The sequence below is a fragment of the Pseudoxanthomonas sp. SORGH_AS_0997 genome, from assembly GCF_031453535.1.
Classification (GTDB): domain Bacteria; phylum Pseudomonadota; class Gammaproteobacteria; order Xanthomonadales; family Xanthomonadaceae; genus Pseudoxanthomonas_A; species Pseudoxanthomonas_A winnipegensis.
Genome location: NZ_JAVIZI010000001.1, coordinates 3163345 through 3184537 on the forward strand (window position 1 = coordinate 3163345; position 21193 = coordinate 3184537).

16 protein-coding genes are annotated in these 21193 nt (G+C 70.2%); 8 read left to right on the forward strand and 8 right to left on the reverse strand.

The window, feature by feature from the left end; all coding sequences use genetic code 11:
* Positions 1–146 precede the first annotated feature (146 nt).
* The 7 genes from uvrD to QE438_RS13910 form a co-directional block, all read right to left on the reverse strand.
* Entirely contained in the window at positions 147–2357 is a 2211-nt protein-coding gene (gene uvrD / locus QE438_RS13880; protein WP_130535338.1) for a DNA helicase II, read from the reverse strand.
* An 882-nt stretch (positions 2358–3239) separates the two neighbouring features.
* Positions 3240–4745: a tryptophan halogenase family protein gene (locus tag QE438_RS13885; RefSeq protein ID WP_306994873.1), complete on the reverse strand. Its 1506-nt coding sequence runs from the start codon at positions 4743–4745 to the stop codon at positions 3240–3242.
* 22 nt (positions 4746–4767) lie between these two features.
* Positions 4768–5784: a cupin-like domain-containing protein gene (locus tag QE438_RS13890; RefSeq protein ID WP_306996288.1), complete on the reverse strand. Its 1017-nt coding sequence runs from the start codon at positions 5782–5784 to the stop codon at positions 4768–4770.
* Positions 5784–6479, reverse strand: a complete 696-nt coding sequence (locus tag QE438_RS13895; protein ID WP_306994871.1) for a SapC family protein — start codon at positions 6477–6479, stop codon at positions 5784–5786. Before QE438_RS13895 ends, QE438_RS13890 begins: the two co-directional genes overlap by 1 nt.
* Positions 6480–6494: 15 nt before the next feature.
* On the reverse strand, positions 6495–8045 hold the full coding sequence (locus tag QE438_RS13900) for a tryptophan halogenase family protein (protein ID WP_306994869.1): 1551 nt from the start codon (positions 8043–8045) through the stop codon (positions 6495–6497).
* Positions 8046–8261: 216 nt separating this feature from the next.
* The gene (locus QE438_RS13905) at positions 8262–11357 is read right to left on the reverse strand and encodes a TonB-dependent receptor (protein WP_306994867.1); all 3096 of its coding nucleotides are present in this window, start codon (positions 11355–11357) and stop codon (positions 8262–8264) included.
* 265 nt (positions 11358–11622) lie between these two features.
* Positions 11623–12243 carry a TIGR00645 family protein gene (locus tag QE438_RS13910; RefSeq protein ID WP_130520748.1) on the reverse strand — a complete coding sequence of 207 codons (621 nt, stop codon included), beginning with the start codon at positions 12241–12243 and terminating at the stop codon, positions 11623–11625.
* Between the two features lie 112 nt (positions 12244–12355).
* Here QE438_RS13910 and QE438_RS13915 point away from each other — a divergent pair, with 112 nt between their 5' ends.
* From QE438_RS13915 to QE438_RS13930, 4 genes are all read left to right on the forward strand, one after another.
* Entirely contained in the window at positions 12356–13042 is a 687-nt protein-coding gene (locus QE438_RS13915; protein ID WP_306994865.1) for a glutathione S-transferase N-terminal domain-containing protein, read from the forward strand.
* Between the two features lie 211 nt (positions 13043–13253).
* Complete coding sequence (locus tag QE438_RS13920; RefSeq protein WP_306994863.1) at positions 13254–15482, forward strand: S9 family peptidase; 2229 nt, start codon at positions 13254–13256, stop codon at positions 15480–15482.
* A gap of 310 nt (positions 15483–15792) precedes the next feature.
* Positions 15793–17580, forward strand: coding sequence for a DUF885 domain-containing protein (locus QE438_RS13925; RefSeq protein ID WP_306996286.1), 1788 nt, complete (start codon positions 15793–15795; stop codon positions 17578–17580).
* Between the two features lie 5 nt (positions 17581–17585).
* Positions 17586–17945, forward strand: a complete 360-nt coding sequence (locus QE438_RS13930; RefSeq protein WP_306996284.1) for a VOC family protein — start codon at positions 17586–17588, stop codon at positions 17943–17945.
* Positions 17946–17954: 9 nt separating this feature from the next.
* Here QE438_RS13930 and QE438_RS13935 read toward each other — a convergent pair whose 3' ends face one another.
* Complete coding sequence (locus QE438_RS13935) at positions 17955–18407, reverse strand: hypothetical protein (protein ID WP_306994861.1); 453 nt, start codon at positions 18405–18407, stop codon at positions 17955–17957.
* An 87-nt stretch (positions 18408–18494) separates the two neighbouring features.
* Here QE438_RS13935 and QE438_RS13940 point away from each other — a divergent pair, with 87 nt between their 5' ends.
* The 4 genes from QE438_RS13940 to QE438_RS13955 all read left to right on the forward strand — a co-directional run bounded on the left by QE438_RS13940 (position 18495) and on the right by QE438_RS13955 (position 21175).
* The gene (locus QE438_RS13940) at positions 18495–19472 is read left to right on the forward strand and encodes a bestrophin family protein (protein ID WP_306994859.1); all 978 of its coding nucleotides are present in this window, start codon (positions 18495–18497) and stop codon (positions 19470–19472) included.
* Between the two features lie 5 nt (positions 19473–19477).
* The gene (locus QE438_RS13945) at positions 19478–19735 is read left to right on the forward strand and encodes a bestrophin family ion channel (protein ID WP_306994857.1); all 258 of its coding nucleotides are present in this window, start codon (positions 19478–19480) and stop codon (positions 19733–19735) included.
* Positions 19736–19809: 74 nt separating this feature from the next.
* Positions 19810–20802, forward strand: a complete 993-nt coding sequence (gene hemB / locus QE438_RS13950) for a porphobilinogen synthase (RefSeq protein ID WP_130520742.1) — start codon at positions 19810–19812, stop codon at positions 20800–20802.
* 4 nt (positions 20803–20806) lie between these two features.
* Positions 20807–21175: a hypothetical protein gene (locus tag QE438_RS13955; protein ID WP_309734762.1), complete on the forward strand. Its 369-nt coding sequence runs from the start codon at positions 20807–20809 to the stop codon at positions 21173–21175.
* Positions 21176–21193 lie beyond the last annotated feature (18 nt).

The following is a 21193-nucleotide window of genomic DNA, read 5'->3' on the forward strand; positions in this document are numbered from 1 at the left end:
AGCCGCTGACAAACCTACCGTTCCCGCGAAGAAGAGAACCCAGAGCCTTCGACCTTGCCGCGCGAAAGTCGCTGGATTCCCGCATGCGCGGGAACGACGATAGAGAATTCATTGGCGGCTCTAAACCGCCAAGCAAGCCCAACGCCTTAAGCCGGCGACAGATTCGCGTAAGCCAGCACGAGCCACTTGGCCCCCTCGTCGAACTGCACTTGCACCCGCGCATGCGCGCCCGCCCCCTCATAGTCGATGACCACCCCGGCCCCGAATTTCGGATGCGACACATTGGCGCCCAGCTTGAGCGCCGGCACCTCCAGCGCCGCATGCCCCCCCGCACCCCGCATCGCCCCCAGCGAAGCCGGCCGCGACACCTGCACCTTGGGCCGCACCTCGTTGAGCAGCTCGCGCGGAATCTCGCGCAGGAAGCGCGAGGGCACGTTGTAGTTGTCCATGCCGTGGATGCGGCGCGACTCTGCGTAGGCCAGCACCAGTTTCTGCCGCGCGCGGGTGATGCCGACGTAGGCCAGGCGCCGCTCCTCCTCCAGCTTGCCCGGCTCCTCGACCGAGCGCGCGCTGGGGAACAGCCCGTCCTCCAGCCCGACCAGGAACACCAGCGGGAACTCCAGCCCCTTGGCCGAATGCAGCGTCATCAGCTGCACCCCGTCCTCGCCGGCCTGAGCCTGGCCTTCGCCCGCCTCCAGTGCCGCGTAGGACAGGAACGCCACCAGCTCGTCCATGCTCTGCGCCGCATCGGGCGTGTCGTCCAGCTCCAGCGGGTTGACCTCGGCGCGGGCGAAGCGCGAGGCCACCGAGACCAGTTCGTCCAGGTTCTCGGTGCGCGACTCGGCGTCCAGCCCGCCCTTGTTCTCGCGCGCCCAGTGCTCGCGCAGCGCCGAGCGCGCCAGCACGTGGTCGATCTTGTCCTTCAGGTCCAGCGCGGCGGTTTCCTCGCCCAGCGCCTGGATCAGCTGCACGAACGCGGCCAGCGCGTTGCGCGCGCGCCCGGCCAGGTCGCCGCCCTGCGCGGCCTGGCGCGCGGCGTCCCACAGCGACAGCGAAGCGCCGCGGGCCACGCGCCGCACCTCGTCCAGGGTGCGCTCGCCGATGCCGCGCGGCGGCGTGTTGACCGCGCGTTCGAACGCGGCGTCGTCGGCGCGGTTGGCGACCAGGCGCAGGTAGGCCAGCGCGTCCTTGACCTCGGCGCGCTCGAAGAAGCGCATGCCGCCGTAGACGCGATACGGCACCTGTTCGGCCAGCAGGGCCTCTTCCAGCGCGCGCGACTGGGCGTTGCTGCGGTAGAGCACGGCCACCTCGCCGTAGCTGCCGCCCTCGCGCACCCACTGGCGCGCGCGCTCGACCACATAGCGCGCCTCGTCGACCTCGTTGTAGGCCGCGTAGAGGTCGATCGGATCGCCCTGGCCGGCATCGGTCCACAGCTGCTTGCCGATGCGGTCGGGGTTGTGCGCGATCACCGCGTTGGCCGCGCCCAGGATGTTGGCGGTGGAGCGGTAGTTCTGCTCCAGGCGGATGGTCTGGGCGCCGGGGAAGTCGGTGAGGAAGCGCTGCACGTTCTCCACCTTGGCCCCGCGCCAGCCGTAGATGGCCTGGTCGTCGTCGCCGACCACGAACACCTGCCCGCTGTCGCCGGCCAGCAGGCGGATGAAGCCGTACTGGATGGCGTTGGTGTCCTGGAACTCGTCCACCAGCAGCTGGCCGAAGCGGCGCCGGTAATGCGCCAGCAGCGCCGGGGTGTCGCGCAGCAGTTCGTGCGCGCGCAGCAGCAGCTCGGCGAAATCCACCAGCCCGGCGCGGTCGCAGCGCGCCTGGTACTCGGTGTAGGCGGCGACCATGGCGCTGAGCCATTCGTCGCGGCCCTCGGGCTGGATGTGCTGGGGGCGGCGGCCCTCGTCCTTCTGCTGGTTAATCCACCAGGCGATCTGGCGCGGCGGGTACTTGCCCTCGTCCAGCTCCAGCGCCTGGGCCACGCGCTTGACCAGACGCTGCTGGTCGTCGGAGTCCAGCACCTGGAAGCCTTCGGGCAGCCGCGCTTCGTTGAAGTGCAGGCGCAGCAGGCGGTGGGCCAGGCCGTGGAAGGTGCCGATCCACATGCCGCGGCTGCCGTTGCGCAGCTGCGCGTCGGTGCGATGGCGCATCTCGGCGGCGGCCTTGTTGGTGAAGGTCACCGCCAGGATGCCGTGGGTGGGCACGCCCAGGACCTCGTTCAGCCAGGCAATGCGGTGGGTGAGCACCCGCGTCTTGCCAGAGCCGGCGCCGGCCAGCACCAGGTAATGCCCCGAAGGGGCGGACACGGCCTCGCGCTGGGCCGGATTGAGATCGTCGAGCAGGTGGGAGACATCCATTGCCCGCCCATTCTACCGGGGCCGTCCTCAGGCCTTGAGAAAACGGAAATCGCCCCGTGGGAGCCGCCAAGGCGGCGAGGGCCTTTGCCGGGAAAGCCTCATCGCCGGCATGCCGGCTCCCCCCTGTAGAGCGGAGCTCGCTCCGCTGGGGCCTTCTCCGCGAACCGAACGAAGAGCAGCGGAGCAAGCTCCGCTCTACAGGCAGGCGGCCGGAAGATTTGAGGAGACAGTTGCTTTCACAACAGCGGGCGCACCGTCTGCTTTCCAGAGGGCGGAAATTCCCCCGTGGGAGCCGCCATGGCGGCGAGGGGCTTTGCCGGGAACGCCTCATCGCCGGCATGCCGGCCCCACCTGTAGAGCGGAGCTCGCTCCGCTGGGGCCTTCCCCGTGAACCGAACGAAGAGCAGCGGAGCAAGCTCCGCTCTACAGGCGGGCCGCTGCGAGATTTGAGGAGACAGTTGCTCCCACACCAGCGGGCGCACCGTCCGCTTCCAGAAGGCGGAAATTCCCCGGTGGAGCCGCCATGGCGGCGAGGGGCTTTGTCGGGAAAGCCTCATCGCCGGCATGCCGGCTCCCACCTGTAGAGCGGAGCTCGCTCCGCTGGGGCCTTCTCCGTGAACCGAACGAAGAGCAGCGGAGCAAGCTCCGCTCTACAGGCGGGCCGCTGCGAGATTTGAGGAGACAGTTGCTTCCACACCAGCGGGCGCGCCGTCCGCTTCCAGAAGGCGGAACTTCCCCGGTGGGAGCCGCCATGGCGGCGAGGGGCTTTGCCGGGAACGCCTCATCGCCGGCATGCCGGCTCCCACCTGTAGAGCGAAGCTCGCTCCGCTGGGGCCTTCTGAGCGCGCCGTCGCGCTGGCGGAGGCGTTGAAGATCGCCGGCTCAGGCCATCGCGGGGCGCGGCTGGGCGCAGTAGCTGCGCAGGTAGTCGGCGTGGGTCGGCAGGCGGGCCACGGTCTGTTCGACCTGCTGGTGGATGCCGTCCAGGAAGCGCGCCAGCTCGGCGTCGTCCATCAGGTCGGCGACCGGGTGGTACTGCGCCGGCGCGATGCCCTGGCCCAGCATCACCTGGATCCAGGAGTTCTCGGCGAACAGCTCGTTGGGCACATGGAACACGCGGCCGGTCTGGGCGAACAGGTCGATCCGGTGCCGCAGCGTGGCCGGGATGTCCATCTGCGCGCAGGCCTGCCAGAACGGCGTGTCGCGGCGCCGGGTCACGTGGTAATGCAGGATGACGAAGTCGCGGATGTGGACCATCTCGGCCTCGGTCTGCGCGTTGTATTCGTCGATGTCCACTTGGCGGATCACATGCGGGAAGGACTGCAGCAGCCGGGTCAGGTTGCGCGAGACCAGATGGATGTTGGTCGACTCCAGCGGCTCCAGGAAGCCGCTGGCCAGGCCCAGCGCCACGCAGTTGCGCTTCCAGGTGACCTGGCGCTGGCCGGGCGTGAAGCGCAGCGGGCGCGGTTCGAACAGCGGCGGCCCTTCCAGGTTGTCCAGCAGCGCCGCGCGCGCGGCCTCCTGGTCCATGAAGCGGCTGGAATAGACGATGCCGTTGCCGACGCGGTGCTGCAGCGGGATGCGCCACTGCCAGCCGGCTGGGCCGGCCATCGAGCGCGTGTACGGCACCGGCGGGGCGACCGATTCGGTCTGCACGGCCAGCGCGCTGTCGGCGAACAGCCAGTGCGACCAGTCCTGGAGGGCGACCCCCAGCGTCTGCCCCAGCAGCAGCGCGCGGAAGCCGGTGCAGTCGATGAACAGGTCGCCCTCCACGCGCGTGCCGTCCTCCATCACCAGTGCGGCGATGTCGCCCTGCGCGCTGGTCTGGACGGTGGCGATCCTGCCCTCGATGCGGCGGGCGCCGAAGCCCTCGCTGAAGCGGCGCAGGAACCGGGCGTACAGGCCGGCATCGAGATGGAAGGCGTAGTTCATGCCGTTGCGCGCCAGGTGGGCGAAGCGCTGCTCCTGCGCGGCGCGCAGCTCCAGGCAGTAGTCGCCGTAGTCGCGCGCCAGCCCGCGCTGGCGGCCCTTCATCCAGAAATGCTGGAAGCCGGCGGTCCAGTGGTCCTTGCCGGTGGTGCCGAAGGAATGGATGTAGTCCTGGCCGGGCTCGCGCCAGCCTTCGAACTGGATGCCGAGCTTGATCGTGGCGCCGGTGGCGGCCATGAACGCCTGCTCGTCGATGTCCAGCAGGCGGTGGAAGGTGACCAGCGTGGGGATGGTGGCCTCGCCCACGCCGACCGTGCCGATCTCCTCGGACTCGACCAGGGTGATGTCCAGCACCTTGCCCAGGGTGCGAGAGAGGGCCGCGGCGGCCATCCAGCCGGCGGTGCCGCCGCCGGCGATGACCACGCGCTTGACCGGGCGGGGCTGCGAACTGTCCGTCATGCGGCTCGATCCCTCGTGGCGCTCAGCGGTTGAGCCGCTGCAGCAGGCGCGCGCGCAGCTCGCGCGCGCGGATGTCGTCCATCGGCGCCAGCGCGCCGCGCGCCTCGGGCGCGATATGCGCCACCGTCTCGGCATCGGCGTCGAACACGTAGTGGCGGAACACCTCGCGCCAGTGTTCGCGCTCGTGCGCGGGCAGATCGCGCACGCTCAGCAGCGCCAGCATCAGCGCGTTCATCGGCGAATCCATATAGGCCGGGCTGCGCCGCCACCAGTAGTTCACCAGGATGTTGAACGGCGCCAGGCCTTCCATGTGGTGCCACCACAGCGAGGGGATCAGCACCGCGTCGCCGGGCTCCAGCACCGCGACCTGCGCATGGCGCAGCGCCTCGGCGAAGCGCGGATGGGCTTCGAAGTCGGGATCGGCGAAGTCCACCAGGCTGATCGCCTGCCCGGCCGGCGTGCGGTCCAGCGGGCCGATGTACAGATTGGCCAGCTGCTCGGGCGGGAACAGCGTGACCCGGCGGCGGCCCGCCACGACGCAGGCGATGTTGTCGGGGATGTCCTGGTGCGCGGCGATGCGGGTACGGTTGCCGATCCAGATGCTGGCCAGCGGCATCCGGGCGCCCAGGTCCAGATCGTTCTCGGCGCGGAAGCCCGGCAGCCAGGTATCGATGGTCGTCGAGCCGACATAGATCGCCGGCGGCGCGGGCGCGTGCAGATAGCCCAGCAAGGTGTCCAGCACCACCGGCAGCGGCACGCGCTCCTGGCGGAAATTGAAGCCCTGCTGCCCATCGGTATAGAAGAACCGGCCGCCGGTCTCGGGCGCGGCCACGGTGGCGACCACCGGGTCGGGGCGCGCGAAGCGGCGCAGATAGGCCACCGCCTCCTGCGCCGACGCCGCACCGGCCCTGGCCATCGGCCAGTCGGCCACCACGCCACGCAGCACCAGCGGCTGATCGGAGGCCAGCAGCTCGGGGCCGAGCGTGTCGGCGCGCAGGCCGTGGCGTTCCTCGATCGGGCGCGGCGTGGCGGGCTGCATCACGCGCCCTGCTCGAGGCGGCCGATCAGGTCGCGCAGATGGGTCATCGAGGCCAGGGCCATGTAGATCGGCTCCAGGTGACCCGCACGCGACAGCGCCTGCAGCGCCTCGCCGTCCAGCGCACGCAGGCGCTCCTCGTGGATGGTGTAGCAGCCGCGCAGATGGATCTCCTGCCCGCCCGTCAGCTTCACGTCCAGCACGAACGACTCCAGCAGCTCATGCGACAACAGCGCCTGGATGAAGGCGCCATTGCCGGCCAGCCCGTCATGCAGGGTGCGCAGCAGCGCGACCATGTGCTGCAGCAGCGGCGCGTGGCCGCCGTGTTCGAGGAACAGTGGCTCGCCCTGCGGATCGATGCGCGGATGTTCCAGGTCCACGTGCAGCATCGGCTCGCCCTGCGCGTCGTGCCCGATCGCGAACGGCTGACGCTCGACCGCCATCGGCACGTAGTGGGCATCCCAGCGATCGCCGCGCAGGAACAGGTTCTGCCCCGGCTGCAGGCCCAGCAGCGCCAGCGGATGGAACACGCCCTGGGCGTCCTTCTGGAACACGATCGGGTAATAGGCCTGCAGCGCGCGGAACTCGCCCGGGAAGGTCACCACCGACATCGCCGCATCGTCCACCCCCGCGCCGTGGCGGGTGGAGACGCGCAGGTCGCGATGGTCGATGTTGTTGAGCAGGGCGTGACGCGGCATCGGCATTCCTGAGAATCAAAGACGGGGCAGGCCATGGGCCTTGATGTGCTCGACCAGCGCGCGATGGCTGGGCAGCGCCGGCAGCATGCGCTGCACCAGCGCCGCGCTTTCGGCGAAGCAGGCCTGCGCGGCCTGCAGGTCTTCCGAGCGCCGCGCGGGACGGGAATGCGGACGCGCGCCCATGCCGTAGAGGATGTACTGCCAGCTGGCCGAAGGAAAGATCTCCTCGCTGCGCGGAAAATCGCTGCGCGAGGGCGACTGATGGCGCCACAGCTGCAGCAGCTCACGCAGGCGCGGCGGCAGGCTGGCGTCCTCGCGATGCGCCTGCCAATAGGGCGTGGGCCGGCGGCTGAGCACGTAGTGCAGCTTGAGGAACTCGATCACCCGCTGCCAGCGATAGGCGAAGGTCTCGTTGAAGCGCGCGGCCAGCAGATCCATCTGCCCGCGCGTGGCCGGCATCTCGTCGGCCAGGCGCGCGGCGGCCAGTTCCACCAGCACCAGCGAGGAGGCCTCCAGCGGTTCGACGAAGCCGCTGGCCAGGCCGACGGCCACGCAGTTGCGGTGCCAGGCCGTGGGCCGATAGCCCGGCTGGAGATCGATCCGCCGCGCCGGCGGCAGCGTCGCCGCGGCGGGGCCGCCGCTGGCTTGGATATAGGCCCGCAGATCCGCTTCGGCCTCCTCATCGGAGGTGAACGCGCTGCTGTAGACGTGGCCGACGCCGCGCCGCGCCGACAGGCCGATGTCCCAGATCCAGCCGGCGCGCTGGGCAGTGGACAGCGTCTGGCAGGCGATCGGCGCATTGAGGTCCGCATAGGGCACCTGCAGGGCCAGCGCACGATCGTTGAACAGGATGTCTTCGACGCCGACCGGCGCGATGCCGTAGTGCGCGCCCAGCAGCAGCGCGCGCAGGCCCGTGCAGTCCACGAACAGGTCGCCTTGCAGCGCGGGCTGGTCGCGCACCTTCAGTGCGGCGATGTCGCCGTTCTCATGGCTGACCACCGCATCCATGTGGCCGACGATGTGCTGCACGCCGAGACGCTCGACGCAGTGCTGGCGCAGGAAGGCGCCGAGCCGGGTCGCGTCCAGGTGATAGGCGTAGTTGGCCACCGCGGCGAACTCCGGGGTCGCGAACTGCTTCGGCCCGCGCCCGGCATCGCACAGATGCGGCTGGAAGCAGGCCAGATGCGCGAAGGGCAGCTCGCCCTGCGCCGCCCAGGCCGCGGCCAGCTGCGTCTCGCCATAGCCCTTGGGCAGGGTGAAGGGATGGGTATAGCGATCGTGCGCGCCGCCATCGACCCAGCCGACGAACTGCGAGCCCTGCTTGAAGGTCGCATCGCAGGCGCGCACGAAGTCCGCCTCGCCCACGCCGATCCGGCGCAGCGTGTCGCGCATGGTCGGCCAGGTGCCCTCGCCGACGCCGATCGCCGGCACATCGGGCGACTCGAGCACGCTCACCCGCAGCGTGGGGCCGTGGCGATCGCGATGCTCGGCGGCGATCAGTCCGGCCGTCAGCCAGCCGGCCGAGCCGCCGCCCACGATCACCACATGCCGGATTGCCTCGTCCATCGCGCTTCCCGAACCTTCAGCCTGCCTATCAAACGCGACGGGCCACTGGTTTGCCAGTGGCCCGTGCGCCGCGTCCGCCCGCCACGCGGCATTTCCTGCAACGCCTCTACCCACCTCACCTCGTCGTTCCCGCGAAGGCGGGAACCCAGCGACTTGGCGCGGAGCGCCGAAGGCACTGGATTCCCGCTTGCGCGGGAATGACGGCTCAGCGTGCGCTTAGAACTTGTAGCGCGCGCCGAACATGTAGCGCGGCCCGAACTGCTCCAGCGAGTACACCTGATGCTTGTTGCGGCCGTGCACGCGGGTGGACTCGTCGGTCACGTTGATGCCTTCCAGCGACACGCTGAAGTGGTCGTTGATCTCGTAGCTGAAGCTGAGATCCAGCTGGCCATAGGCTTCGACGTAGAGCGGGTTGTCGCCCTTGCCATCGCCCAGGGCGCTGAGGAACTCGTCGCGCCAGTTGTACGCCGCACGCGCCTGCCACGGGCCCTTGTCGTAGAACACCACGAAGTTGGCCGTGTCGCTCAGGCCGGTCAGCGCGAACTGGGTGCCCAGCACGCCGTTGTTGTAGGTCAGGCCCGAATCGACCTTGGTGTAGTTGGCCGCCACACCGAAGCCGGTCTCGCCGAACACGTGCTGGATGTTGAACTCCCAGCCATCGAGCTTGTCCGAGCGGTTGTTGACCGGCTTGGAGATGTTGAACGCCAGCACCGGGTCGCCCGGCTGGCCGACGATGCTGCCCGTGGCCGCGTTCACGCCCGGATCGCCGTCGTGGTTGGCGAAGATGTAGTCGCGGATGCAGGGACGGTCGGTCTGCGCGCAGCCGGCGGCCACGGCCTCGTTCCAGTACGCGCCACCGGCCGGAGTGTACAGGTCCGAGATCGGGGTCTCGCGCTGGGTCTGGCGGGCGATGAAGTTGTCGATCTTCTTGTAGAAGTAGCCGACCGAGACATAGCTGCCCTCGGCGTAGTACCACTCCCAGGACAGGTCCAGATTCCTGGACACCAGCGGCTTGAGCGCCGGGTTGCCCGAACCGCCGCCGCCGCCGTCGTAGCGCGCCGGGCTGCCGAGCGTCTGCGCGGCATTCAGGTCGCCCCAGTTCGGACGGCCGATGGTCTTGCCGGCGCTGAAGCGCAGCTTCATGTCGGAGGTCAGGTCCAGGGCCAGGTCCAGGTTCGGCAGCCAGTACTTGTAGTCGCCGCCCAGGGTGTAGAACTCGTTGCCCTGGTAGACCAGGTTGAACTCGTTGGCGCTGGCCCAGTTGACCGCCACCGGCGCCGGCTGCAGCGCCGAGGCGGTGACCTTGGTGTCCTCGTAGCGCACGCCGACGGCCACGCTCAGCGGCATGGACAGATCAAAGGTGTTGCTCCACTCCAGGTAGGCGCTGTGCGACTTCTCCTGCACGCGGCTGTCGCCCACCGTGCGGCTGGCCGAGCTGCCCGGCACCGCGGCGCCGGAGTAGTCGGTCGAGGCCAGATAGTCCTCCGGCACGCCCAGGCCGGCGTTGGTGCGGGCATTGGCCGCGGCCTGGCGCATGGCCTCGAAGTCGAACAGGAAGAACGCATCGGAGAAGGCCGGGCTGTTGGCGCCGCCGCCGTCGAAGTAGTCGCCCATGTGCGCCAGCTTGAACAGCGAGTCGTCATAGGCGCCCGGGCCGGCGGGCACGTTGCCGCCCCAGGTATCCAGCTGCACGTTGGTGAAGGCCGAGCGGTTCTTGTACTCGGTGCTGGACACGCCGAAGTTCAGCTTGGAGTAGTCCTCGAACTGGAACTGGCCGGAGAGCTGGCCCTGCTTGATCTTGGCCTTCTGGTAGTCGTTGCGGAACACCGAGCCGGTGGCCTGCATCATCGACGGGTCGATCTCGCTCATGCCGGGCGGCAGGTTGAGCATCAGGATCGGGAAGTCGCCGCTCATGTCGAAGCCGGCGCCCTGGCGGAAGAAGCCGGCGGTGGACATGGTGTTGCTGGTGCCGTACGGGCTGTCCGGACGCGACTCGGCGCTGGAGTCGTGGTAGTCGAAGTTCAGGCTGAAGCTGTCGGTCACCCGCCAGTCGACGTTGAAGCCCAGCGACTTGTTCTCGTGCACCACGGCGGTCTTGGACGCGCCCATGGCCAGGTCCGAGCAGCCCGGGTCGCTCGCGCCGCCCGGATAGACGCGCGGCGTGCAGCCGTAGGTCTCGTGATAGGTCAGCGGCGAGGAGCCGGAGCCATCGGTCCAGGAACTCTGATCCGGCGTGAAGTTGAACCACACCGACATGTCGTTGCGCGCCGACTGGATCTTGTTTTCCGAGTAGGTGTAGTCGAGCGTGGCGGTCAGGTTGTCGGTCGGGGCGAACTGGAAGGCCAGCTGGCCGTTGGTGCGCTGGCGATGCACCGAGTTGACCGAATAGCCCAGGCTCTGCGGCATCGAATACACATCGTTCGGGCCGGGACGGTTGGTGACGTTGGGCGAAGCGGCCAGCGCGCCGTTGGGGCCGCCCACGCCGTTGGCCTGCGGGGTATCGATGTAGGTCTGCCAGCCGTTGCCCGGCGCGACCTGGGCCAGGGCCGACCCGGACTCGCGGTCCTGGCGGCTGGCGCTCAGCGAGATGCCGAAGCGGTTGTCGGCCCAGGTGTTGCTGAAGATGCCGGAGATTTCCGGCGTGACGGTCTTGCCTTCGTAATGGCCCGGCAGATCGTCGTCGGAGGTGTCCACCACGCCCTTGACGCCGGCGCTGGCGTGGAAGCCCGGGTTCTCCAGCGGACGGGAGGTCTTGATGTTGATCGTGGCGCCGATGCCGCCGGCCGGGGTGCTGGCGCGGCTGGTCTTGTAGACCTCCACCGCCGAGATCGCCTCGGAGGCCAGATCGGAGAACTCGAACGCGCGGCCGCCGGTGGCGGTCGGCATCTGGCGGCCGTTGAGCAGCACCAGGTTGAAGTCCGGGCCGACGCCGCGCACGGTGACCTTGGAGCCCTCGCCGTTGCTGCGGTCGATGGACACGCCGGTGATGCGCTGCAGGGACTCGGCCAGGTTGGTGTCCGGGAACTTGCCCATGTCCTCGGCCACGATGCCGTCGACCACACCCTGCGAATCGCGCTTGAGGTTGGCCGAGGACATCATGCTCTGGCGGATGCCCTTGACCTGCACGGCGTCCAGGTTGGTGGCATCGGTGCTGGACTGCGCGCTGGCGTTGCCAGGCGTGGCCTGCGCGGCCGAACTGGCCGGCGCTTGATTCGATTCCGGCGCGGTCTGCGCGGCGGCCGTCGCGGACAACGCGACCAGCATCGCCGACACCAGCAACCGCCGACGCGGCATGGCAACCATCTGCTTCATACGAACCTCCCCAGGTGCGGATATGACGAATGCCGTCCGAGCCCTTGAATTCAGGTCTCGTACACGGCAGGTGCGCCGTTTTGTCAGAGGGTGACAGCGCTGTCACGCCGCATCGCAGCACCGCGCCGCAGGGGCATGCGCCGCCATCGGAAGCGGACGCGGATGGCGCCGGCGGCAAAGGCCCGCCACGCGGGGCTGGAATCGTTTACGTTCCGTTAGGGAGCGATGACAACGTTGGTCACCGGCGCGACTGGCGCCGTGGCGCTCAGTGCGCGGCGCGTTGCGCGGATTGCGCGCCCTGCATCAGGCGGTCGGTCCAGGCGATGCCGATGGCCGACAGGATGAAGACGCAGTGGATGATGGTCTGCCACAGCACGCCCTGCGGGGTGAGCGTGGAGCAGCCGGTGGTGCCGATCGCGCTGGCCGCGGTGGCGCTGGCCAGCAGCTCGGGCGAGCAGAACGGCAACCCGCCCAGCGCTCCGGCGGCGATGAAGGTCTTGAGCAGATGGATCGAGGAGATGCCGATGATCGCCATCGCCAGCTTGACCTTGAGCACGCTGGCGTTGACGTGGCTGAGCCACTCGGGCTGGTCGGGATGGCCTTCCAGCCCCAGGCGCGAGACGAAGGTCTCGTAGCCGCCCACGATCACCATCACCAGCAGGTTGGAGATCATCACCACGTCGATCAGCCCCAGCACGATCAGCATGATCTGCTGCTCGCCCAGGCTGGGCGCCTCGTGGATCAGGTGCCACAGCTCCTTGCCGAACAGGAACACGTAGACGCACTGGGCCAGGATCAGCCCCAGGTACAGCGGCAGCTGCAGCCAGCGCGAGGCGAAGATCAGGCCGGCGATGGGGTTGAGGCGGGCGGGCGGCTGGGGCGACATGGCGGAACGATTCGTCTCGTGGGCGCGGCAGCGTAGCCAGCCGCCCATGACACTGCCAAGCGAAGCCGCGCCGTAGACTCGGCTTCTTTCAGCACTGTAAGGAACCGGCGCGATGATCGACCTGTACTACTGGCCCACGCCCAACGGGCACAAGATCACCCTGTTCCTGGAGGAGGCCGGGCTGGACTACACGATCAAGCCGGTGGACATCGGCAAGGGCGACCAGTTCGCCGCCGCGTTCCTGGCCATCTCGCCCAACAACAAGATGCCGGCCATCGTCGACCACGCCCCGGCCGACGGCGGCGCGGCGCAGAGCGTGTTCGAGTCCGGCGCGATCCTGCTGTACCTGGCCGAGAAGACCGGCGCCTTCCTGCCGACCGAGCCCCGCGCGCGCATCGACGTGCTGGAGTGGCTGTTCTGGCAGGTAGGCGGGCTGGGGCCGATGCTCGGCCAGAACCACCACTTCAACCAGTACGCGCCGGAGAAGATCCCCTACGCGATGGACCGCTACACCAACGAGACCCGGCGCCTGTACGGCGTGCTGGACAAGCGCCTGGACGGGCGCGACTTCATCGCCGGGGACTATTCCATCGCCGACATGGCGGCCTATCCGTGGATCGTGCCGCATGCCAAGCAGAAGATGGACCTGGTGGACTTCCCCAACGTGGCGCGCTGGTTCGACGCCATCAGCCAGCGCCCGGCGACCGCACGCGCCTACGCCCTGGGCCCGCAGGTCAATCCCGCCCTGGGCGAACCGCTGACCGAGGAACAGCGCCGGCACATGTTCGGCCCGCGGTAAGCCTTCCGCGCGGCGGAAGCCGCTTGCTCGGTGGGAGAACGGTCTGTCAGTTCAAGCCGCGGCCTTCTTGTAGAGCGGAGCTTGTGGCAATCCCCTTTTGGGGACTCCGCTGCTTTTCTGCCGGATCATGGGAAAGCCCCAGCGGAGCAAGCTCCGCTCTACAGGGGGGAGCCGCCAAGCAAGCGCATGTGGCATCGACGATCATGTCCACATGAACCGCGCTACTGCCCCCTCCCCGCAGCCACTCACCCTCGACGCCATCACCGGCGATGCGCCGCTGAGCGGCCCGAGCCTGCTCAAGCCCACCCTGTCGCCCGACGGCGCGCGCGTGGCCTATCTGCGCGGCCGCGACGGCGCGCGGCACCGGCTGGACCTGTGGTGTTACGAGGTCGCGGCCGGCGAACACCGGCTGCTGGTCGATGCCGACCACGTGCTGCCGCCAGGCGGGGAACGGCTCAGCGCCGAGGAAGCCGCGCGCCGCGAGCGCCAGCGCATCGCCGCCTACAGCGGCATCGTCGACTACCAGTTCTCGCAGGACGGCGCGCGGCTGCTGTTCCCGCTGGGCGGCGCGCTCTACCTCTACGACCTGCGCGCCGCGCCCGCGCAGGCGGTACGGACGCTGACGCACGCCGAGGAGGGCTTCGCCACCGATGCGCGCTTCTCGCCGCGCGACGGCTTCGTCGGCTTCATCCGCGGACGCGACCTGTGGGTGGTGGACCTGGCCGACGGCGCGCAGCACCGGCTGACCCACGACGGCGATGCGGTCATCGGCAACGGCGTGGCCGAGTTCGTCGCCGACGAGGAGATGGGGCGCCACACCGGCTACTGGTGGGCCCCGGACGACAGCGCCCTGGCGTTCGCGCGCATCGACGAATCGCCGGTGCCGCTCAAGCAGCGCAGCGAGATCCACGCCGCCCACACGGTGGTGGTCGAGCAGCGCTATCCGGCCGCCGGCGAGCCCAATGTTCGGGTGAGGCTGGGCGTGATCGCGCCCCGCGCAGGCGCGGCGCCGCGCTGGATCGACCTGGGCGACGAGGCGGACTTCTATCTGGCGCGGGTGACCTGGCGCGATGCGCAGCGCCTGACCTTCCAGCGCCAGTCGCGCGACCAGCAGCGCCTGGACCTGATCGAGCACGATCTGCGCACCGACGCGCAGCGCACCCTGATCACCGAGACCTCGCCGACCTGGGTGCCGCTGCACGATGCGCTGCACTTCCTCGCCGACGGGCGCTTCGTATGGGCGTCCGAACGCAGCGGCTTCCTGCATCTGTCGCTGCACGAGGAGGACGGCAGGCTGCGCACGCCGCTGACCGCGGGCGCTTGGCCGGTCGATGCGCTGCTCGCCGTCGATGCGGCGCGCGAACAGGTGTACTTCAGCGCCGGCGTGCGCGGCGGCGAGGCGGCGCCGACGCAGGCCCATGCGTTCGCCGTGTCCTTCGACGGCGGCGCGCCGCGGGCGCTGACGCGGGAGGCGGGCATGCATGCGGTGAGCTTCGCGCGCGATGCCAGCGTGTTCGTCGATCACTGGTCCAGCCCGTCGGTGCCGCCGCAACTGGTCCTGCATCATGCCGACGGCACGCCGCTGGCCGCGCTGCTGGCCAACGACCTCGACGATCCCCGCCATCCGTATGCGCCCTATCGCGCCGCGCATCGCCCGCCGCGGTTCGGCACCTGCCTGGCCGCCGACGGCGTCACGCCGCTGCATACCAGCCTGCTGCTGCCGCCCGGCTTCGACCCGGCGCGGCGCCATCCGGTGATCGTGCATGTCTACGGCGGCCCGGCCGCGCAGACGGTGACCGAAAGCTGGCCTACGCGCGGCGATGCCTGGCTGGACCAGGTCCTGGCCCAGCGCGGCTACGTGGTCTTCAGCGTGGACAACCGCGGCACGCCGCGGCGCGGGCGCGCGTTCGGCGGTGCGCTGTACGGGCGGCAGGGCACGGTCGAGGTGGACGACCAGTGCGCGGCGGTGGACTGGCTGCACGCGCAGCCCTGGGTCGACCCGGCGCGCATCGGCGTGTACGGCTGGTCCAACGGCGGCTACCTGACGCTGATGCTGCTGGCGCGCGCGCCGCAGCGGTTCGCCTGCGGCGTGGCCGGCGCCCCGGTGGTCGACTGGGCGCTGTACGACACCCATTACACCGAACGCTACATGGGCCATCCGCGCGACAACGCCGACGGCTACGCCCAGGCCAGCGTGCTGACCCATGTGGCGGGCATCGCCCCGGGCGCGCTGTTGCTGCTGCACGGCATGGCCGACGACAACGTGCTGTTCTCCAATGCCACCGCCCTGATGAGCGCCCTGCAGGCGCGCGGCACCGCCTTCGAACTGATGGCCTTCCCCGGCGCCCGGCACGGCCTGCTCGGACACGACGCGCGGTTCCGCTACCGGATGATGGAAGACTTCTTCGCGCGCAAGCTGGGCGTTGGCAGCGCAGGCTGACCGCCTCGGCCCACCGCTCTGCGCTCCCCATCGCGCGACGCACGCCGAAGCCTCCAAGCGCTTCGCCCCCTCCCTTTCGCCGAAGGCGAAGGGGAGCTCGAAGTCGCGGCTAGCGACTGAGGGGGTGGGGTGCTCTTGCTCTTCGCTTCGGCGGCTTGCCCGGGAAAGCCCCCAACCCCTCCCCCTCAATCGCTAGCCGCGATTTCGAGCTCCCCTGCGCTGCGCGCAAGGGAGGGGGCCTATGGTTGCCTCCGCCCACAGCAGTGCGTAGCGTCGCCGCACTCTCCTTGCCTGCCAGGTGTCGTCCATGATCAAGCCGCTGGTGTTCGCCCTTGCCCTGGCGCTGTGCGCGCCGCTGCCCGGCGTGGCGGCCGAGGCCGCCTCGCCGGCCGCGCCGGCCTGGGTCGCGCGCAGCAACACCTACGCCGAGGCGCTGCTGGAGGCGCAGGCGACCTTCATGCCGGAGATGGCGAGCCAGGTAGGCCTGTCGGCCTACGACGCGCGGGTCGCCGATCTGGGGCCCAACCAGCCGGCGCGCTATCGCGCCGCGATGACCGCGGCGCGCGCCAAGCTCCAGGCCGCGCTGCAGACCGAGCGCGATGCCAACGTGCGCCAGGACCTGCAGATCCTGCTGCACGCGGTGGACATGGAACTCCAGGGCAGCCAGCTCAACGAGGACCTGCTGCTGCCGTGGGTCGACGCACCGCAGTCGGTGTTCAACGGCATCAACAACCTGCTCTCCGACCAGGTGCCGCCCGCGCGCCGGGCCAAGGCGCTGGACCGGCTCAAGGCCTACGTGGGCCTGACCCCGGGCAGCACGCCGTTCACCACGCTCGCGCGCCAGCGCTACGAGGAGAAGCTGACCAATCCGGCGCTGCTGCCGCCGACCAGGCTCGAGGTCGAGCGCGCGATGTCCAACGTGGACACCTACATCGACGGCATCCGCGAGCTGTTCACCGAATACAAGATCGCCGGCGCCGAGCCGGCGCTGGCGCGGATGGCCGCCGAGCTCAAGGACTACGCCGACTGGACCCGCAGCACCGTGCTGCCCAAGGCGCGCACCGACACGCGCCTGCCGCCGCAGCTGTACGCCTTCCAGCTCAGGCAGGTCGGCATCGACATCGATCCGCAGCAGCTGATGCAGCGCGCGCAGGTGGAGTTCATGGAGACCCGCGCGGCCATGCAGCAGTTGGCGCCGCAGGTGGCCAAGGCGCAGGGGCTGCGCGACACCGACTACCGCGCGGTGATCAAGGCGCTCAAGCGCGGCACCATCGCCAACGACCAACTGGAGGCGCACTACCGCGATGTGATCGACCGGATCGATCCGATCATGAAGCGCGAGCGCATCGTCACCGTGCCCAGGCGGCCGCTGCAGATGCGGCTGGGCTCGGCCGCCGAGAGCGCCGCCTCGCCCGCGCCGCATTACCTGCCGCCGCCGCTGGTGGGCAACACCGGCCAGCAGGGCCAGTTCGTGCTGCCCATCGGCAACCCGTCGGCCGATGGCCAGGACGCCGGCAGCCGCTACGACGATTTCAACTTCGCCGCCGCGGCCTGGACACTGAGCGCGCACGAGGGCCGTCCGGGCCACGACCTGCAGTTCGCCGCGATGGTCGAACGCGGGCTGTCGCTGGCGCGCACGCTGTTCGCGTTCAACTCGGTCAACGTCGAGGGCTGGGCGCTGTACGCCGAGGCCGAGATGGTGCCCTACGAGCCGGCCGAGGGGCAGATGATCGCGCTGCAGTTCCGCCTGCTGCGCGCGGCGCGCGCAATGCTGGACCCGATGCTCAACCTGGGCCTGATCGACCGCGAGCGCGCGCGCCTGGTGCTGGAGCACGACGTCGGGCTGTCGCCGGCGATGGCGCGCCAGGAGCTGGACCGCTACACCTTCAACGCGCCCGGCCAGGCCGGCAGCTACTTCTACGGCTACAGCCGGATCCTGGAGCTGCGCATGCAGACCGAACTGGCGCTGGGGCCGGCGTTCGACCGGCAGGCGTTCAACGACTTCCTGCTCGACCAGGGACTGCTGCCGCCCGACCAGCTGGCCGAGGCGGTGCGCACGCAGTTCGTGCCGCGTTACGCGGGCAAGGCCGCGCCATGAAGCCGCTGGTCGTGCACCGCGTGGTCGCCAATCTGGCCACGCCCAATCCGGCCGGACTGGCGGCGTTCTATCGGGCGGTGTTCGATCTGGAGCTGGCGATGGACCACGGCTGGATCGTGACCCTGGCCAGCGACGCGGCGAGCATGACGCCCCAGGTCTCGCTGGCCAGCGAGGGCGGCAGCGGCACGCCGGTGCCGCAGCTGTCGATCGAGGTGGACGATGTGGCCGGCGCCTATGCGCGGGTGCAGGCGCTGGGCGCGCCGGTCGAGTATCCGCTGACCGACGAGCCCTGGGGCGTGCGGCGCTTCTTCGTGCGCGATCCGGCCGGACACCTGCTCAACGTGCTGGCGCACCTGCCGCGCTAGGGCCTGGGGTCAGGGCGTGGCGGGCGCCGTCTCGGCCGCGCGCTCGGCGCCCGGCGGGACATAGATCGCCACGCCGTTGGCCTGCTTCTGCTGGGTCGGGATGCCGATGCCGATCCCGCCGCCGACATGGCCGCCATAGCTGCCGCCGCCGACCGACAGGCCCACCGGCGAGCGCCCGCCGGCGCCAGCGCCGATCAGCACCACGCCATTGGCGCCGAGCTTGGCGGCCTCGTTCTTGAGCCGGCGCATGGCCGCGTCGGTCTGGCCCTGGGTGCCGAAGCCGACCGCGCTCTGCGCCTCGAGCTGGGCGATCTGCACCGCGCCGGGCGGCACGGCGGTGTAGATGCGCACGGTGGCCGGGTCCACCGGCGGGCGTGGCGAGGACAGCATCACCTTGGTGGTGCCGGCGCAGGCGGCCAGGCTGAGCAGCAGCGGGGCGAGGAACAGGGCGCGCTTGGACATGGTCGAAACTCCGGCAATGGGCGAGGACGGCCCTCCAGGCCGGCATGATCCACGCCGCGCGCTGAACCGCAACGTCCCAGGCGGCGCGTGGCGCCGCGCAGGCATCGGGGCGATCATGGCCTGTCCGGTTTTCCTGTCCCCCCTTCGCATGATCCTGCGTCCACGCCCCACCACCTGGCAGCTGCTGTACTGATGCGCGGCTCGATCCTGCCGCTGGTGGCGCCGCGGCTGCTGTTCGTCGGCGCGGTGGCGTGCCTGGCGTCGTGGTTCGCCCAGCGTCAGCCGCACGCGTTCGCGCAGATCACCGTCGCGCCCTTCACCCTGATCGGCATCGCGCTGTCGCTGTTCCTGGGCTTCCGCAACAGCGCCTGCCACGAGCGCTGGTGGGAAGGCCGCAAGCAGTGGGGCGCGCTGCTGGTGCACACCCGCGCGCTGGCGCGGCAGACCGATGCCCTGCTGGCGCAGGCGCCGCCGCTGCGCACCGAGCTGCTGCGCGCGGCCATCGGCTTCACCCATGCGCTCAACGCCCGCCTGCGCGGCGGCCAGACGGGGGCCGCGGCCGCACCCTGGCTGCCGGACGAGGCGGCCACCACCATCGCCGCCGCGCCCAACCCGACCGACGCGGTGCTGGGCTGGATGAGCCGCCGGCTGGGCCAGGCCCTGCACGACCAGCAGGTCCATCCGCTGCTGTATCCGAGCCTGGCCGCGCCCGTCGCCGGCCTGGGCGAGGTGCAGGCCGCGTGCGAACGCATCCACGGCACGCCGCTGCCGTTCGCCTACACGCTGCTGCTGCATCGCACCGCGCTGCTGTTCTGCACGCTGCTGCCGTTCGGCCTGGCCGGCAATAGGGCCTGCCCTCCACTCCCGAGTAGGCCGCGCCGCCCTTGCGCGTGCCCGGGGCAAGGAAGCGGGAGGGAGTGGACGTCCGTCCACGACCGAGCAATGACGCTGTCCCGGGTGCGCGCAAGGGCGGCCCTTCGGGTTGGCGCTGCAAGGCCGCCATCTTCGCGCCGCGCGGCTTGGCCTGACGGCCAGTCAAGCCTGCGCCACGCGACGCAAACCTGACGGCCTTGCAGCGCCAACGCGGCCTACTCGGGAGTGGAGGGCAGGCCCTAGGCTGGGCCACGCCGCTGCTGTCGATGCTGATGGCCTATGCGACGTTCGGCCTGGACGCGCTGGGCGACCAGCTGGAAGACCCCTTCGGCCGCGCCGACAACGACCTGCCGCTGGACGCGCTGACTCGCAGCGTGGAGATCGAGCTGCGCGCGGCGCTGGGCGAGACCGCGCTGCCGGCGCCGCTGCAGCCGCAACGCTTCGTCCTGACCTGATCGCGCCAACGCCGCGCCGGTCCGCGCGGCGCGGGGGCGTATCCTTGTCGGGTTGACGCTGGAGTTCTTCCCGTATGGCCTACCCCGCCCATCGTCCGCGCCGCATGCGCCGCGACGATTTCTCGCGCCGCCTGATGCGCGAGCACACCCTGACCACCAACGACCTGATCCTGCCGGTGTTCGTCCACGAGGGCGAGGGCCGCATCCCGGTGCCGTCGATGCCCGGCGTGGAGCGCCTGTCGATCGACGAGCTGCTGCGCGTGGGCGAGCAGGCGCTGGAGCTGGGCGTGCCGGTGCTGGACCTGTTCGGCGTGCCCGACCCGGCCGCCAAGACCGACGACGGCCGCGTGGCCTGGGACGAGCAAGGCATCATCCAGCGCGCGATCCGCGCGCTCAAAAGCCGTTTCCCCGAACTGGGCGTGATGACCGACCAGGCGCTGGACCCGTACACCACGCACGGCCAGGACGGGCTGATCGACGAGACCGGCTACATCCTCAACGAGGCGACCATCGAGGCGCTGATCAAGCAGTCGCTCTCGCACGCGGCTGCCGGCGTGGACATCCTCTCGCCCAGCGACATGATGGACGGGCGCATCGGCGCCATCCGCGGCGCGCTGGAAGCCGAAGGCTTCATCCACACCAAGATCATGGCCTACTCGGCCAAGTACGCCAGCGCGTTCTACGGCCCGTTCCGCAACGCGGTCGGCAGCGCCGGCAACCTGGGCAAGGGCAACAAGTTCACCTATCAGATGGACCCGGCCAACCTGGACGAGGCGCTGCACGAGATCGCGCTGGACCTGGAGGAAGGCGCGGACATGGTCATGGTCAAGCCGGGCATGCCGTATCTGGACGTGCTGCGCCGGGTCAAGGACACCTTCCGCCGCCCGACCTTCGTCTATCAGGTCAGCGGCGAGTACGCGATGCTCAAGGCCGCCGCGGCCAATGGCTGGCTGGATGGCGAGGCGGTGATGATGGAATCGCTGGTCGGTTTCAAGCGCGCCGGCGCCGATGGCGTGCTGACCTACTTCGCCCTGGACGCGGCACGCTTGCTGCGCCAGCGCGGCTGACGCGATGAGCGCCGGCATGGCCCTGCAGGCGCTGCTCGGCCTGCCCCTGGTCTGCGCCACCGCCTTCGCGCTGCTGGTGGCGCTGATCGCCCCGCGCGTGCCCGGCCGCACCCTGGTGCGCTGGGGCGCGGCGCTGATGCTGCTCGGTCAGGTGGGCGCGCTGGGCGTGAGCGTGGGCCAGACCCTGCTGCTGCAGCGCACCCTGGCCGGCGGCGGCAGCCTGCAGCAGGCCGGCGTGGTGATCGGCCTGATCCACATGGGCCTGGGCGTGATCGCGGTGGTCGGCCTGAGCCTGCTGGCGGTCGGCTTCCTGCGCACGGCCCCGGGCAGCGGCCGGCGCCATGCCGCGCTGAAGCCCGGCATGGGACACTAGGCGCTCATCGTCCCATCC

What these genes read in the sequence shown, in the direction of transcription:
- QE438_RS13915 (WP_306994865.1), top strand. Translation starts at nt 12,356, where the DNA reads ATGATCGACCTGTACTACTGGCCCACGCCCAACGGGCACAAGATCACC.
- QE438_RS13885 (WP_306994873.1), bottom strand. Translation starts at nt 4,745, where the DNA reads ATGACGGACAGTTCGCAGCCCCGCCCGGTCAAGCGCGTGGTCATCGCC.
- QE438_RS13900 (WP_306994869.1), bottom strand. Translation starts at nt 8,045, where the DNA reads ATGGACGAGGCAATCCGGCATGTGGTGATCGTGGGCGGCGGCTCGGCC.
- QE438_RS13920 (WP_306994863.1), top strand. Translation starts at nt 13,254, where the DNA reads ATGAACCGCGCTACTGCCCCCTCCCCGCAGCCACTCACCCTCGACGCC.
- uvrD (WP_130535338.1), bottom strand. Translation starts at nt 2,357, where the DNA reads ATGGATGTCTCCCACCTGCTCGACGATCTCAATCCGGCCCAGCGCGAG.
- QE438_RS13905 (WP_306994867.1), bottom strand. Translation starts at nt 11,357, where the DNA reads ATGAAGCAGATGGTTGCCATGCCGCGTCGGCGGTTGCTGGTGTCGGCG.
- QE438_RS13890 (WP_306996288.1), bottom strand. Translation starts at nt 5,784, where the DNA reads ATGCAGCCCGCCACGCCGCGCCCGATCGAGGAACGCCACGGCCTGCGC.
- QE438_RS13955 (WP_309734762.1), top strand. Translation starts at nt 20,807, where the DNA reads ATGAGCGCCGGCATGGCCCTGCAGGCGCTGCTCGGCCTGCCCCTGGTC.
- QE438_RS13895 (WP_306994871.1), bottom strand. Translation starts at nt 6,479, where the DNA reads ATGCCGCGTCACGCCCTGCTCAACAACATCGACCATCGCGACCTGCGC.
- QE438_RS13935 (WP_306994861.1), bottom strand. Translation starts at nt 18,407, where the DNA reads ATGTCCAAGCGCGCCCTGTTCCTCGCCCCGCTGCTGCTCAGCCTGGCC.
- hemB (WP_130520742.1), top strand. Translation starts at nt 19,810, where the DNA reads ATGGCCTACCCCGCCCATCGTCCGCGCCGCATGCGCCGCGACGATTTC.
- QE438_RS13910 (WP_130520748.1), bottom strand. Translation starts at nt 12,243, where the DNA reads ATGTCGCCCCAGCCGCCCGCCCGCCTCAACCCCATCGCCGGCCTGATC.